Origin of the sequence: Commensalibacter sp. W6292M3 (genome assembly GCF_016101315.1) — a bacterium.
GTDB classification, from domain to species: domain Bacteria; phylum Pseudomonadota; class Alphaproteobacteria; order Acetobacterales; family Acetobacteraceae; genus Commensalibacter; species Commensalibacter melissae.
This window is the reverse complement of the sequence record NZ_JACFQT010000001.1, coordinates 610,110-624,033: the sequence shown is the minus strand read 5'-3', so window position 1 is coordinate 624,033 and position 13,924 is coordinate 610,110. Positions and strand designations below refer to the sequence as shown.

14 protein-coding genes are annotated in these 13,924 nt (G+C 37.2%); 7 read left to right on the top strand and 7 right to left on the bottom strand.

Translation table 11 applies throughout. The features are described from left to right. The first annotated feature begins 105 nt into the window (after window positions 1-105). Window positions 106-2,355, top strand: coding sequence for a primosomal protein N' (locus H3T57_RS02835; protein WP_232349716.1), 2,250 nt, complete (start codon window positions 106-108; stop codon window positions 2,353-2,355). A gap of 152 nt (window positions 2,356-2,507) precedes the next feature. After that, window positions 2,508-3,491 (top strand): MYG1 family protein, encoded by a 984-nt coding sequence (locus H3T57_RS02830; protein WP_198193122.1) that lies wholly within the window; start codon window positions 2,508-2,510, stop codon window positions 3,489-3,491. 62 nt (window positions 3,492-3,553) lie between these two features. On the opposite strand, the gene gabD is transcribed toward H3T57_RS02830, so the two are convergent. Then, complete coding sequence (gabD, locus tag H3T57_RS02825) at window positions 3,554-5,020, bottom strand: NADP-dependent succinate-semialdehyde dehydrogenase (protein ID WP_198193121.1); 1,467 nt, start codon at window positions 5,018-5,020, stop codon at window positions 3,554-3,556. Between the two features lie 230 nt (window positions 5,021-5,250). Between gabD and H3T57_RS02820 the strand changes: the two genes are divergently transcribed. Further along, complete coding sequence (locus H3T57_RS02820; protein ID WP_155569306.1) at window positions 5,251-6,348, top strand: branched-chain amino acid aminotransferase; 1,098 nt, start codon at window positions 5,251-5,253, stop codon at window positions 6,346-6,348. 74 nt (window positions 6,349-6,422) lie between these two features. Here H3T57_RS02820 and H3T57_RS02815 read toward each other — a convergent pair whose 3' ends face one another. Genes H3T57_RS02815 through H3T57_RS02800 form a run of 4 tightly spaced genes read right to left on the bottom strand, consistent with a single transcriptional unit; the run spans window position 6,423 to window position 10,673 of the window. Then, window positions 6,423-6,932 carry a hypothetical protein gene (locus H3T57_RS02815; protein ID WP_155566873.1) on the bottom strand — a complete coding sequence of 170 codons (510 nt, stop codon included), beginning with the start codon at window positions 6,930-6,932 and terminating at the stop codon, window positions 6,423-6,425. Window positions 6,933-6,937: 5 nt separating this feature from the next. Then, entirely contained in the window at window positions 6,938-8,200 is a 1,263-nt protein-coding gene (locus tag H3T57_RS02810; protein ID WP_198193120.1) for a hypothetical protein, read from the bottom strand. 5 nt (window positions 8,201-8,205) lie between these two features. Further along, on the bottom strand, window positions 8,206-8,958 hold the full coding sequence (locus tag H3T57_RS02805; protein WP_198193119.1) for a hypothetical protein: 753 nt from the start codon (window positions 8,956-8,958) through the stop codon (window positions 8,206-8,208). Next, window positions 8,955-10,673, bottom strand: a complete 1,719-nt coding sequence (locus tag H3T57_RS02800; RefSeq protein WP_198193118.1) for a serine protease — start codon at window positions 10,671-10,673, stop codon at window positions 8,955-8,957. The genes H3T57_RS02805 and H3T57_RS02800 overlap by 4 nt, the downstream gene beginning before the upstream one ends. Window positions 10,674-10,976: 303 nt before the next feature. On the opposite strand from H3T57_RS02800, the gene H3T57_RS02795 reads away from it, so the two are divergent. The 4 genes from H3T57_RS02795 to H3T57_RS02780 all read left to right on the top strand — a co-directional run bounded on the left by H3T57_RS02795 (window position 10,977) and on the right by H3T57_RS02780 (window position 12,808). After that, a complete protein-coding gene (locus tag H3T57_RS02795; RefSeq protein ID WP_198193117.1) occupies window positions 10,977-11,474 on the top strand; it encodes a hypothetical protein in 498 nt (165 codons plus the stop codon). 2 nt (window positions 11,475-11,476) lie between these two features. Continuing rightward, the gene (locus H3T57_RS02790; RefSeq protein ID WP_198193116.1) at window positions 11,477-11,908 is read left to right on the top strand and encodes a hypothetical protein; all 432 of its coding nucleotides are present in this window, start codon (window positions 11,477-11,479) and stop codon (window positions 11,906-11,908) included. Window positions 11,909-11,954: 46 nt separating this feature from the next. Then, complete coding sequence (locus H3T57_RS02785; protein WP_155565537.1) at window positions 11,955-12,371, top strand: outer membrane protein assembly factor BamE; 417 nt, start codon at window positions 11,955-11,957, stop codon at window positions 12,369-12,371. Window positions 12,372-12,436: 65 nt separating this feature from the next. Beyond that, the gene (locus H3T57_RS02780; RefSeq protein ID WP_198193115.1) at window positions 12,437-12,808 is read left to right on the top strand and encodes a hypothetical protein; all 372 of its coding nucleotides are present in this window, start codon (window positions 12,437-12,439) and stop codon (window positions 12,806-12,808) included. 3 nt (window positions 12,809-12,811) lie between these two features. Here the strand turns inward: H3T57_RS02780 and H3T57_RS02775 are convergent, their stop codons facing one another. Both H3T57_RS02775 and H3T57_RS02770 read right to left on the bottom strand, forming a co-directional pair. After that, window positions 12,812-13,216, bottom strand: coding sequence for a hypothetical protein (locus H3T57_RS02775; RefSeq protein WP_198193114.1), 405 nt, complete (start codon window positions 13,214-13,216; stop codon window positions 12,812-12,814). Beyond that, a complete protein-coding gene (locus H3T57_RS02770; RefSeq protein WP_198193113.1) occupies window positions 13,216-13,824 on the bottom strand; it encodes a hypothetical protein in 609 nt (202 codons plus the stop codon). The genes H3T57_RS02775 and H3T57_RS02770 overlap by 1 nt, the downstream gene beginning before the upstream one ends. Window positions 13,825-13,924 lie beyond the last annotated feature (100 nt).

The window sequence follows — 13,924 nt, the reverse complement described above, 5'->3', positions numbered from 1 at the left end:
TTTTAGAGATATATTTTATCTTAAATCCAGAACATATAGTTTCAAACAATGCTATACTATCCTCGTAAAATAAGATTTTGCCTCAATTTCAATTGAGTTTGTCAAATGAATCCTGATATTTTATCTGATATGCCTCTATCTTACCGTAAAATAGTCCCGGTTCTTCTTCCTTACCCATTCAAGGAACCTTTTGATTATATAATTCCACACGACCTAAAAATAGAAAAAATCATTCCTGGTACCCTGGTTATTGTACCGCTCAATCAACGTAAGGAAATAGGGGTTGTCTGGCAAGATCACGTTCTATCAGGCAATTTGTCTTTATCATCCACCCCCAAAAAAGAAAAAAGAAAATTAAAAGAAATTATTTCCATTTTACCCATTCAACCCCTACCAAGAGTTTTAATGCAATTCATTGATTGGATGGCAAATTACAATTTTACAGAATCAGGTTCCGTTCTGGCAATGGCAATCCGTAATGTCAGAACTCTCACCGTTCCCTTAAAAAAAGAATATGGATGGATAAAAACTTCACCTTTGCCAACAAACTTGAAAATTACCGAAAAAAGAAAAAAAATTCTGGATTTCATGAATATTCCAGATCAAGCCTATACAACAAGGGAATTGACAGAAAATTTACATATAAAACCTTCGGTTATTTATGGACTGGAAAAATCAGGAGGCATTTTCAAACAACCCCTTACCAATTTTACACAATTTTCGAAACCTGATCCCAATTTTCATCAACCTAGCTTTTCCGAAGAACAAACCAAAGCAACAACTTTTTTAAGGAAACAAGTCGATAAGAAAAAATTTTCTGTTACTTTACTGCAAGGTATTACCGGTTCAGGAAAAACAGAAGTTTACATGCAAGCCATAGCTTCCTGCATCGAACAGAATAAACAAGTTCTGGTTTTATTGCCAGAAATCGCTTTGTCAGCTCAATGGACCAACCGGTTTTACAAACGTTTTGGCGTAAATCCTGCACTATGGCATTCCGATCTAGGTTTGAAACACCGTAAACAAACCTGGATGGCTATATTAAAAAATGAAGTTTTCGTGTTAGTTGGCGCGAGATCCGCCCTATTTCTACCTTTTTATGATCTGGGATTGATAATTGTGGACGAGGAACACGAATCTTCCTTCAAACAGGAGGAAGGTGTTATCTATAATGCTAGGGATATGGCCATTGTCAGGGCTAAACTATCCTCGTGTCCTATTATTTTGGTTTCCGCCACCCCTTCAATGGAAACCCTGATAAATGCGCATCAGGGAAAATATTTTCATCTCACCTTAACCAAACGACATGGTGGGGCTATCATGCCACGAACCGAACTGGTTGACATGAAAATACATCCACCAGAAAGAGGACATTTCCTGTCACCACCTCTTGTAAAGGCAACACAGGAAAAACTTGACAAAAACGAACAGGTCTTGTTTTTTTTGAACAGGCGCGGTTACGCCCCTTTAACTTTATGCCGTGCTTGTGGTTACCGTCTTGAATGTCCACATTGTTCAGCATGGTTGGTTGAGCATCGCAGCACTAGAAAACTGGTATGTCATCATTGCGATTATTCTATACCCGTTCCGCTGGAATGTCCCCATTGCAATACCAAGAATAGTCTGGTTCCCATTGGTCCTGGAATTGAACGCATTACCGAAGAGGCAAGAATTACCTTTCCTGACGCAAAAATCCTTGTCATGTCCAGTGACTGTTTAAACAGCCCCAAAATGACAGCCGAAGCCGTTCGCCAAATTATGCAAAAAGAAGTCAACCTTATTATCGGCACCCAAATTGTTGCCAAGGGATGGCATTTCCCTGATCTTACTCTTGTTGGGGTTATAGATGCCGATTTGGGATTAACCGGCGCAGATTTACGTGCGGCTGAAAAAACATTACAGTTATTGCATCAGGTCGGGGGTAGAGCCGGTCGAGCCAGATTTCCCGGTACAGTTATAATTCAAAGTTTTTTAACAGATCATCCCGTAATGGAGACGTTAATCAAAGGTGATTTCAATCAATTCATGATCGAAGAGGCGCATGAGCGTAAAGCCGGATTTTGGCCTCCTTACGGTCGATTGGCCGCCATAATCGTAAGTGCGGATACAAATCAGGATGCTTTGGAAACAGCTCAGCAACTCGGTCTAAATGCGCCCAGCCGAGATGGAGTCATCGTTTTGGGACCTGCCCCAGCTCCCCTATCTCTGCTTCGTAACCGTTATCGACAGCGTTTATTGCTAAGAACACATAAATCCATCGCCATACAGCCGATCCTACATCAATGGTTGGATCCAATTAAACCCAAAAAAAACGTAAAAATAACTGTGGATATCGATCCAATATCGTTTTTGTAATATTGATCAAGATTTATAGTCGGAATATTTTCATAATTAGAATTCATATGAAATATTCTGTATGAAATCTTAATTAATCGCTCGCATCCAATGATGTTTTTATTTATTATGTTTTTTCGTTATTAATTTATTTGTACTGATCAGGAGATCCCATGCCTAACTCCCCTACAATTCATTCTGATTCTCTTACAGAAGGATTGATGGATTATTCAAAGGAACTTTTAATCGTCACACATAACGGACGTTTTCATATTGACGATGTTTTCGCCTTTACAACCTTATTTCTTGCATTGGATTTAGAAAATAGACCCTTTCGGCTGGAAAGAACACGTAACCCTGAAATCATTGAAAAAGCTGATATTGTTTTTGATGTTGGGGGAATTTTTGATGGTAAGCGTTATTTTGACCATCACCAGATTGGTGCTCCTGAAAGAGATATCAAACAGACACCCAAAAACATGGAAGGAACTATTCCCTATAGTTCTGCTGGTCTTATATGGACCGCTTTTGGCTTGGATGTCATTAAAAAACTAGCCCCTGACCTGGATGAGAAATCACATCGTGTTGCACATAGTGTAATTGAAAAAGCGCTAGTCATTCCCATAGATGCAATCGATAATGGAAAAATGCAACCTGAAAACGGATTAAATTTTTCATCAATCATAAATATTTTCAATCCTGCGTGGGATTGCGACGACCCGTCAAACCAGCTGGAACGTTTTTTTAAGGCAAGTAAAATCGTTCAAACTGTTTTGATTTATCAACTTAATATTGAATTTGCTCGTAACAGAGCCATCAGCTGTTGTGAAGAAGCATACAAGAACAGCCCCGATAACCGTATTTTGATGTTGCCTCGCTGGATGCCACATATATATCCGATTTTTGCCAATGGTTGGAATACACAACTGGTAATTTACCCTGCAGAAAATGAATGGCGTGTCGGGACAGTTCCGATCCGTATGCACGGAAACGATCGACGTAGATTGTTTCCTGCCAGCTGGGGAGGACTAGAAGGTGAAAACCTAGAAAAAGAAACAGGAATTCAAGGGGCGAAATTCGTTCACAAGGGATTGTTCATAGCTGTTGCCACATCAAAAGAGGCAGCAATTGCACTTGCGCACAAAACCCTGGAATAATTTATAAAAACTATAATTAAGGATTAGAATTCGTGTTAATCCTTAATCTTGTCTAATCTAATTTACAGGTGAATACCCAAGCATAAATATTTGATTTCAAGATAATCATCTATACCATATTTGGAACCTTCCCTTCCAAGACCTGATGCCTTTATTCCGCCAAAAGGTGCCATTTCATTTGAGATCAAACCAGTATTAATTCCCACAATCCCGTATTCCAAGGCTTCTGATACACGTGTTATTCTTGAAATATCATTGGCATAAAAATAGGATGCCAAACCAAATTCCGTATCATTGGCCAAATGAATAACCTCTTCTTCAGTTTCAAAGCGATATACAGGCGCCAAAGGTCCAAAAGTTTCCTCTTTCGAAACCAGTGCATTAAATGGTACATTCGATAAAATTGTCGGCTCGAAAAAACATCCCTCAAGAGCTTCACCACCCATGACAACAGTTGCGCCTTTATTTACAGCATCATCAATATGTTCTTTCACCTTTTTCAAGGCATTTCGATCAATCAAGGGGCCAATGGTTACATCTTTATTCAATCCATTGCCAACCTTGAGTTTGGTAACGGCATGTTTAAATTTTTCAATAAATTGATCATAAACTGAATCATGAACATAAAATCGATTTGCACAGACACAAGTTTGACCCGCATTTCGATATTTGGACATCATTGCCCCTTCCACCGCCGCATCAATATCTGCGTCTTCAAAAACGATGAAGGGTGCATTCCCCCCCAATTCCATTGATAATTTTTTTACCGTACCGGCTGATTCCTGTATTAATTGAGCGCCAATTTCTGTTGATCCTGTAAAGGTTAGTTTACGAACTATTGGATTAGAGGTCAATTCTCCACCAATTTCCCCTGAGGATCCTGTAATGATATTGAAAACCCCTGGCGGTAATCCAGCTTCTTCAGCAAGCACACCCAGGGCCAAGGCAGAGTAAGGGGTCATACTTGCGGGTTTAAGTACCATTGAACATCCAACTGCCAATGCTGGACCAGCCTTGCGGGTAATCATCGCGTTGGGAAAATTCCAGGGAGTAATTGCAGCCGTAACCCCAATTGGTTGTTTGATAACCGAAATCCGATTATCTGCCGCGTGTCCGGGAATGGTATCGCCATAAACCCTTTTTGCCTCTTCGGCAAACCATTCCAGATAAGACGCGCCATATTGAATTTCCCCCTTAGCCTCCGCCAAGGGTTTCCCCTGTTCAAGTGTGAGAATTAATGCAAGATCATCCTTGTTTTCTTCCATTAATTCATACCAACGACGCAAAATGACAGATCGCTCTTTTGCGGTTTTTTTTCGCCACGCAATCTGGGCGGTTTGTGCGGCTTTAATAGCCTTTTTTGTTTCGTTACCACCCATTTTCGGAACAGTTCCAATAATTTCATCAGTTGCAGGATTGACAACCTGAATTACTTGACCATTATCTGCATTCAACCATTGACCATCAATGAAACATTGCTGTTTGAACAATGACTTGTTTTTTAAATCGTCAAGACTTTTTTGAACCATGCCTGTTGCTTTCTATCATTTGGAATAATTAATGTTATTGAGATTATAACAAAGCGAATTCTGTTTTGTTATAATTTACATTATCATAACAAAGAATTGTTTTTGATTTATATTTTATAATAGATCCATATTAAAATTTTACTGAAAACAACTTGCATAACAATCTATTTTGCTGTTGTATATTTTGTAACAAAATTACTTAAAACTAAAGATAAAAGAAAGATAAGAAAATGAATTCCGGAAAACAATTTCCGATTAAATTCTCCCAAAATCCAAACAGCCTGTCAAAAAAGGAACGTGAGGCAATTTTAAAAAAACCTGGTTTTGGGCAAAAATTCACAGACCATATGTTGGTAATTCATTATAATGATGAAAAGAAATGGCATGATGCGGAAATCAAGGCTTACGGACCAATTAGTTTGGATCCTGCCGTTTGCGTTTTTCATTATGCACAAGAAATATTCGAAGGCATGAAGGCCTATAAGGCAAATGATGGTCGTATTCTTTTATTCAGACCAGAAGCCAACGCAAAACGTTTTGCCAATTCGGCCAAGAGGCTTGCCATGGCCCAACTTCCTGAATCACTCTATTTACAAGCCATTAATGAATTTGTTAAAGCGGAAAAGAACTGGATCCCAGACCAGGAGATAGGTTCTCTATATCTCCGTCCTTTCATGATTGCCAGTAAACCTTATCTTGGTGTTAAACCTTCCCCGGAATATCTGTTTATGCTGATTGCCTCGCCAGCCGGTTCCTATTTTTCCAAAGATGCGCAATCTGTATCTGTATGGGTTTCTGAATTCTATACAAGGGCGGCCCCCGGTGGAACTGGAGAGGTTAAATGTGGTGGAAATTATGCAGCCAGCCTTGCCGCCCAACAGGAAGCTACAAAAAATCAGTGTGACCAACTTATTTTTCTTGATTCTGTAGAGCATAAATGGATTGAGGAAATGGGAGGGATGAATATCTTTTTTGTATTCAAAGATGGAACTTTACTAACCCCCCCCTTAAGTGGAACCATTCTACCTGGGGTAACCCGTGATTCTCTTATTACCTTAGCAAAAGATAAGGGACTGACCGTTAAACAGGAAAAATATTCAATCCATCAATTGATTGACGATATTCAATCAAAAAAAATCTCTGAAATCTTTGCCTGTGGCACTGCCGCTGTCATTACGCCTATTGGAAAAATAAAAAACTCAAAAGGCGAATATATTATAAATGAAGGTAAATCAGGAAAAATTACCCAAGACCTTCGTAAAAGTTTGATTGACATTCAATTCGGAAATGTCATTGATCCCTATCAATGGGTAAAAGTAGTAAAATAAAAACTTTTTGTTTTTCTTATCTTTAATGACCATTTTCCAAACTAAATATATATATATTTTAGGGAAAATGGTTTTCATTTTTCTGAAAATCCGAATTTAGCCTGGCTTATACAATAATTAAACTTGCTTAACATGGATGGCAATCCAAGCAAATCAACAATATTTACGGGTTGCTGACCATATTCAACAACAACCAAATCTGCATAGGATAATTTTTGCAACAAATAGTTGAAATCCCTTAAATTCAAACGATTCATCAACATATTCTTATCCATCGCTTTCATCGTGAACAAAAAATGTTCCTTATTAATTGTCAAGGCTATATTTTTATTTTTACCCGGAATTTGCTTACCTTTTGAATCCCATAAAATCAAACCAACATTATTTGCATCCCTTTCAAACCCAAGAACCAGATCATTTGAAAGAACATGACATGAATCAATTTGCTGTTTCATATGTGAATAATGAAACGCTGTCCAATTTCCTTCATGTCCATCCAGATGATATGTTTGTTCCGCAGCATTCACTTGCAAGCAAAATAAAAATAAACTGTAAACTAGAAATAAATAATTACGAAACATCATCTTGATTATCGTTTAAATATACCTGTGGACTGATGACCATTTGCGTCTATATATGTACATCTTGCTTCGCGATCATTCAATCTTGTACAAACATTTTTACCACTGATAAGATGAAAATCCCCCTGACAGTCCTCTGGTTGATTCAGTACAAGCTGTTCACCCTGAAACCCGGCATATAAAGGTCCCTGACATGTCCCACCATCTCGCCTTGTTAAAACCTGATGACCCGCCGCGTTCGGATTAAAACACAAGGACCAGTTGGTTACAGGTTGATGAGAATTGAAAAATAAACCGTGCGTATATAATTCTAGATGTGTTGTCAAATGCCAACATCCCTTTAACATTGTCGTGTCTCTCTTGTTCCAGGATTCTTTTGGAAGATCAACCTTGTTATTGGATTTAACATCTGTTTTTGGTGGAACAGTTGAATTTACGGGAGGTTTTGGAACATTTTTTTTCTGCAAATTTTCTATATCAGATAAATTCGGATTATCTTTCAGGGATGGTATTTCAGGTAATTGTTCAGGAGGTGGTAAAGGGTCAATTTTTGTTGGATCAATAGGTACTAAGGGTTTTACCGAAGGAATTCGACATTGATTTTGTAAAATATTCCACTGTTCAAGCAACTTATTTCGTTCATCCGCCAATCGATCCTGACGTTTTTTGTCATTCATAACATGCCTGACTTTATTTTTTGAAGGATAAATGATTTCACATTTTTTTCCATTTAAATCTTCATCCGTCCAAAATATTGACATCAATAAACCTAATGCAAAAGCACTCAATGCTGTAATCCAAGGAAATCTGTTCCAAAAAAACAAATGATTTCTCTTTTTTCTCTCAACACCCATCAATGGATCATAGGTTTTCTGGTCACATGAAAAACCCCATGCAGTGATTACAGGTTTTCCATCAACGGCATACAAAAAATCCAAGCCAGGAAATTGACGGCATTGATTGAAAAATCTTGAAAGCGTGAGACCAGGATAACGTTGAATGATTTCCTCAATATCCAGCAAAATTGAACGTGTTGCCTGTAATAATTTTTGCTGCTGATTTTGATCAAGTTCTTTCCATGAAAAACTTGTTTGTCCCTCCGCATTCCAACGAACGATATCGTTATTGAATTCTGGCTGAGCAAAAATTTTTGCGTGATCCGCATCACTATAGGTTAATATTTCATTATATATCTGACGATAAAAATTCTGTTGCCGATTAAAAAGAGGTTTTAACCGATTGATTTTTTGTCGACTTAATACCAAAAGCATCAGGTTCATTCCTTATTGACCAAAGAATGAAGATCTTTTTGTTTTTTTAGTATCACGCCAACAACAAGCAATGTCAAAAAAAACAACACCAAAGGTAAAAACCAATAATAACGACAATAATTTATTGATATGATTCCTTTCCACCATGGCAATATCATCAATAACAGTAAAATGAGACCACTAGTTATCCATGGCCAAAAATTTTTGTTATCAATGCGATTATTAAATGGTGAAACTGGAGGAGGAAGAATTGTCATAACTTTCATATTCCTCTCCTTTCCCTTGGCGGACAAAACTTCCTTTTTTGAATAAGGCTGATTTGATTCATGTCCCCATTCCAATATGGCTGGTCCATGAGGGGTTGCGATTATGAATTCGTCATTGGGAAATTGTAATGCATCCAAAAGAAGCTTGCCTTTTTGCTTTTGCAATGAATCTGGAGAGTTTATCAAACACTGAGCGTATTTTTTCCCTTCTTCGATATAATCATACGCCTCTTTTAAATTCTCCTCTTTTGATAAATGTTTGACAGGGAGATTTTGGCTGTCGACAGGCAAATACCAATCAACCTCTCCTCGTCCCCGATCCAATTGAGGTTCAAGCAATAAAGCGGCACATTCAGGACTGACATTCTTCTTCAAGAGGTCATGCAGAATATGCCAGTTTTCCAATATCAACTGACCATTCATTCCAAGCGGTTTTGCCTTATTGAAATTGGTTGTAACAATCGGTCTTCCTGGAATAAATTGCAATTTCATTTTGAATTATCCTTTTTAGATTCAATAGGATCAGAAGATGATTTATTATTATCCTGCTCGGATTTATCAGATTTAGATGCGGGCTTGTCAGTCGATTGGTCTTGCTTTTCAACCGGTTCAGGCTGGCAGGCTCCCGATTGAACCTGGATAGGTAGATTTGAGGATTGTAAGACTCTAACAATCATGTCGGATTTTTGTGCATAATTACCATGGGAGGATGTATACTGATCCATCGTTACAAACGTGTTTACTCCAACTACCCTTCCACAAAGATCAACCAGTGGACCTCCAGAATTACCCGGGGAAACCATTGCGCTATGAGGCATTATTTTTTCGCCATTGTGATTATTCTGAATTCCATTAATCTGTCCCTTGGTCAATATAACACCAGGAATTGCTTGTAGATCACCCTTCATCAGCCTTTGCATCGCATCATCCTGGCTTATCATGATTCCCGGATAACCTGCAGCGACAACATCCTGTAAGGGTCGTGCATCTAATGAAAAACTCAGAGGTTGTTGCGGTGGCGCATTTTCAACCTTAAGAATTGCCAGGTCCAGTCCTCCATTTTCTGTAGTCTGACTTACAGAAACAACATGAGCAAGTTTCAACTGTCCCAAGGACTTATTGGTAACCATTACAGAATTGTTCTTGGCATTTTCAACCACATGTCGATTAGTCACGATTGTGTCGGATGTAACGAAAAATCCTGTACCCGAAGCGGCAGATACATCATCGTCCTTTAACACCATTATAAAAACAGTACTTTTTTCAAGCAGTTCCGGTAAACTACCTTCAAAAATTTTTCCGGTTGAAGTCATTGGTGTAAATGGATGTTCTAAACTTTTATTTAATGATGGATCTGCACGAGATTCCCTTATGTTACAGGGTGGATTTTCTAACCTATCCTTCAAAATCTTAATTTCTGTTTCCAGATCATGATTGGATTTCTCTATTTGCGGATATTGTTTAACAAGATTATGAGCTTCCCGAACTGTAATTCCATTAATTTTGATTGGATGTTCAGCAAAAATTATTCGCCAACCCAACAATAAACCTATAAAAAAAAATAAAATCGCCGCTATTAATCGAGATAAAACAAATTGATTATTGAAATTTGTCAAAAACCGAAAACGTAATGATATTTTAGGATTTACCGTAGAATTTTCTCGTGATTTAATAGATGACTTTATTTGTCCATTTACCTTTTTTTCATCAGAGAAATGTGAAATAGCGTCTTTTGCAGGTTTGGGCTCAGATGAAAATTGAAACAATGATGGTAAATATATTCCTGATTTTTTATTGTCCTGAAAAGAATTTGCTCCCCAATTCTTAATAATTATCTTATCCCCGCTTGTAAGAATATCCCTAAAATCCGTAATATGTAAAACAGCTTCAACAATTTTTCCGCTCGAACTTTTTTTGGATATATTTTCAAACAAATTTTTAAATGAAATAGCCATTTTCTGATAAATTTGCTGCTTTTGCGGCCCAGTTATTATTTTTGGCTCTTCAAAGGTATCCACATACCAGGAAATCAATAACGTATCTTTATTTTGATTTTCTGTAACAACAGGTTCAGCCAATTGTATATCTGGACAATACTGAGAAAAAATTTTGATGATCAAATCGTATTTTTCATAAATAATTTGATCATTAATAGTCATTATTTCTGATTTTTTTAGATTCTGTTTGTCAAGAAGAAATAATGTCATATTTGCTCGCAAATTTTATGAAATATCTTTTAAACTTAATGATAGTAATCCAATGTTATATTCTTGCCAAGTATGGCATAGCAAAGCCAAGCTTTGAGTCCCGTATAACAAGTAATTATCAATAAAATAAAATCAGGCAAAACTTGCCAAAACTATTCATTTTTAAAGACAAAAAACAAAAAACAATTTAAGATAATTGAAAAATCAAATTGGGATTTTTAAATAAACCATTTTACCAAATTATATTATAATAATTTCAAATGTAAAAAAATAACGGAATGATTTTCCAAACCGGATACACCAATGCTAACTATCAAAAATTATTTGAATTTGAATATCATTATCGGAATTACATTGGCAGTAATCCCCTTATCTGTTCATGCAAAAAATGACAAGTCTTTGACAACAATGGAAATACGGACTTTACAGACAAGGGAATTCCCGAATTTATCTTCTTCTCAAGCCTATCAAATTGCTTTGTCTACCTTTCAGGATCTTGGATTTATTATTACAGAAACTTCACCTGCCATGGGGCTTATCGCAGCCAACCAGACTCACCCTGATTTAAATCAGGTTATTTTGGCAACTTTAACTTTAAGTTTAAAAAATGATTCTGTTCATACAATCATTGCACGCCTATCCTTAAGTGCCTATCCACTTTATAATGGTGAAGAAGGTGCAAATTTAAACGGTGGTCCTCCAAGACAATCTGAAATCATTCGATCCCCTGTAACATATCAACAGTTTTTTGATGCCTTTTCCTATTCACTATCCCTTCATCAAAATTACACATCCCGATGAAAATGACACTTAAATTTTTTCTTTGCATATTGGGGTTGTCATGTTTCTCACTGACAGCTTGTTCAAACAATAATGAATCTGTGCTTCCCGCCACTCAAAAACGTGTAAATGAAACGCGTACATTCGAGGCACCTAATCGAGATATTTTATTGAAAACCATTATTACAACACTGCAGGATCAAGGTTTTAATATTGTAAAAGTCAATTTGGACAGTTCCGAGGTAACGGCACAACAAAACAGCAATATAATATTGAGTGTAATGACATATCCCATTGATAGAAATAAATTTGCTGTAAGAGTCAATGGACAAATTTACAATAATTTCAGCGCTTCCTCAACCGGATATGAAAATATAGCAGACCCTGTTTTTTATCAAAAGAATTTTTTTGAACCACTATCCCGGTCACTATTCTTGCAAAATCATCCATTTTAACCTTACTGTAAATAATGGCTTCTCTATTTAATAATGGACAAACATCATGCGCTTTCTCAAATATGTGATTATTCCCACCACAGTTTTACTCATGGCTGGTTGTGAATCAGCATCAAAACAGGCCCAAGATGCTCAGACGGCTCAAAATACAGATGCCCATCTGACTCTTGGAACCATTGAAAGCCAACTTCATAAAGGTATGAGTAATGCCTCGGTTGTTGAAATTTTTGGGCCACCCAATATTGTAACTTCCGATGATCAACATCAGGAAGTATGGGTGTATGATCGGATTTCAACCATGCGTACACATTCCAGTTCGGGAGGATGGGCAACCATTGTTATCCTCGGGTTGGGAAACAAAGCCAATACATCCAGCACGTCACAACGAACACTCACCTTGATTGTGAAATTTGACCATAATCAAAAAGTTAGAGATTATTCTTATAGATATAGCAATTTCTAGGAATGCAAACATTTTCTCGTATATATATTTCTATATCCCTTTGGGGCCAAATCTTCATTGGGATCATGGTTTTATTAAATCCGCTTCAAACTGTTTTGGCAAAACCGCAACAGACTCTTGCACTAAGGGCTGTTCAGAGTCGATCATTTGAAACTACGGATCAGCAAAAAATGATCCAGGCCATTTCATCTACGCTGCAAGACATGGGATATATCATTGTGAGATCAAATGATCAGATCGGTTTTGTCACGGCAATCCATTTTACAGATGACATAATTGAAATTACCGTTACGACACAACCCAATAAAGATCATATTATCGTCAGGGCTACGGCTCGTATGAATAACTTGCCATTGGACAAAAACCCTGAATTCTATCAAAATTTTTTCAATCAGTTGTCTCAAGCCACATTCTTGAACGCCAACGCCATTTATTAGAGATCAGGATAAATTACGTGACAACGTATCAAAAAATTCCTGATAAACTTGGGGTGACGTTACGGGATATTGATTGTAGCGCAAAGCTATACGAACTGTCGTACCATGGTTCACCGTTGATATTGACATTATATTTGCCTGCATAATATGTCCGTTTTCCAGACGTATGACTTCAATCAGATGGCTCAGATCATCCACCCTGACAATTTGAAAATCCAGACTGACCAGTGTTTTAATTACGGCTCGATTAACCCTATTTATATCTGACTGATCAAATTGCCGCATTTGCATATTACGAAGCTGACCTGTCGGTAAGGCAGTCAATCTCAGGTTTGTTGGTATGGAATTCCCATTACATCCTGCCAACAATAAAACCACTACCACAGAAAATAAATGAAAAATTTTCATTAGGATTGAGCCTGTAAATAAATTGCTTTTGACAAAGCATCAAAGAAATTCTGATAAATTTTTGGATCCCGGACCAACCAGATTTCACCGACATGTCCGTCATTGAAAAAATCACGCATTTCAATTGAAACATGAATTTGAAATCCTTTTTTATTATTTTCCAAAGGCAAAAGCACAACAGAAACAGAACTGTTTTTCTTGGCAACATATAAACTATTTTGTCCACCAGCCAGTTCAAACGGTCCCAGCTGAATTGCCAAATTTCCACCCGCCCACGGTTTTTGATGGAAATGAGTGATCGGAATTCCAAAAAAACTCAAAGGCTGACCAATATCATATGTCTGGTCTGCATATAAGGTGCCAATCCCCGCATTCACCTCTCTTATAACATAATGCTGATCTTGGACAACATTCATTACAGCACGCATAAGCTCTGATCTATCAGTTATATCGAAATCCCTGCTTTGCATCGAAAAACGAGCGACCCTGTCTGAGGTTAACCTCATACTATTTTGAGGAGGTGTATCAGAAGCTGAACATGCACTTAAAAAAATCAAGATGACAACCAAACTGTCTAGACAATAAGAAATTAGGTTTTTTTTATCCATATTCATATAATCCGTCTTGACTTCTGAAATCTTGAAACGAATTTCCAATATTTAAAAGCCTATATTTAATATCTGTAACAAATATTGTAATCATAAAATA

Coding starts and splice junctions, on each gene's coding strand:
- H3T57_RS02815 (WP_155566873.1), bottom strand. CDS start 6,932: ATGATGTTTCGTAATTATTTATTTCTAGTTTACAGTTTATTTTTATTT.
- gabD (WP_198193121.1), bottom strand. CDS start 5,020: ATGGTTCAAAAAAGTCTTGACGATTTAAAAAACAAGTCATTGTTCAAA.
- H3T57_RS02820 (WP_155569306.1), top strand. CDS start 5,251: ATGAATTCCGGAAAACAATTTCCGATTAAATTCTCCCAAAATCCAAAC.
- H3T57_RS02775 (WP_198193114.1), bottom strand. CDS start 13,216: ATGAAAATTTTTCATTTATTTTCTGTGGTAGTGGTTTTATTGTTGGCA.
- H3T57_RS02805 (WP_198193119.1), bottom strand. CDS start 8,958: ATGAAATTGCAATTTATTCCAGGAAGACCGATTGTTACAACCAATTTC.
- H3T57_RS02785 (WP_155565537.1), top strand. CDS start 11,955: ATGCGCTTTCTCAAATATGTGATTATTCCCACCACAGTTTTACTCATG.
- H3T57_RS02780 (WP_198193115.1), top strand. CDS start 12,437: ATGGTTTTATTAAATCCGCTTCAAACTGTTTTGGCAAAACCGCAACAG.
- H3T57_RS02800 (WP_198193118.1), bottom strand. CDS start 10,673: ATGACATTATTTCTTCTTGACAAACAGAATCTAAAAAAATCAGAAATA.
- H3T57_RS02770 (WP_198193113.1), bottom strand. CDS start 13,824: ATGGATAAAAAAAACCTAATTTCTTATTGTCTAGACAGTTTGGTTGTC.
- H3T57_RS02790 (WP_198193116.1), top strand. CDS start 11,477: ATGACACTTAAATTTTTTCTTTGCATATTGGGGTTGTCATGTTTCTCA.
- H3T57_RS02830 (WP_198193122.1), top strand. CDS start 2,508: ATGCCTAACTCCCCTACAATTCATTCTGATTCTCTTACAGAAGGATTG.
- H3T57_RS02835 (WP_232349716.1), top strand. CDS start 106: ATGAATCCTGATATTTTATCTGATATGCCTCTATCTTACCGTAAAATA.
- H3T57_RS02810 (WP_198193120.1), bottom strand. CDS start 8,200: ATGCTTTTGGTATTAAGTCGACAAAAAATCAATCGGTTAAAACCTCTT.
- H3T57_RS02795 (WP_198193117.1), top strand. CDS start 10,977: ATGCTAACTATCAAAAATTATTTGAATTTGAATATCATTATCGGAATT.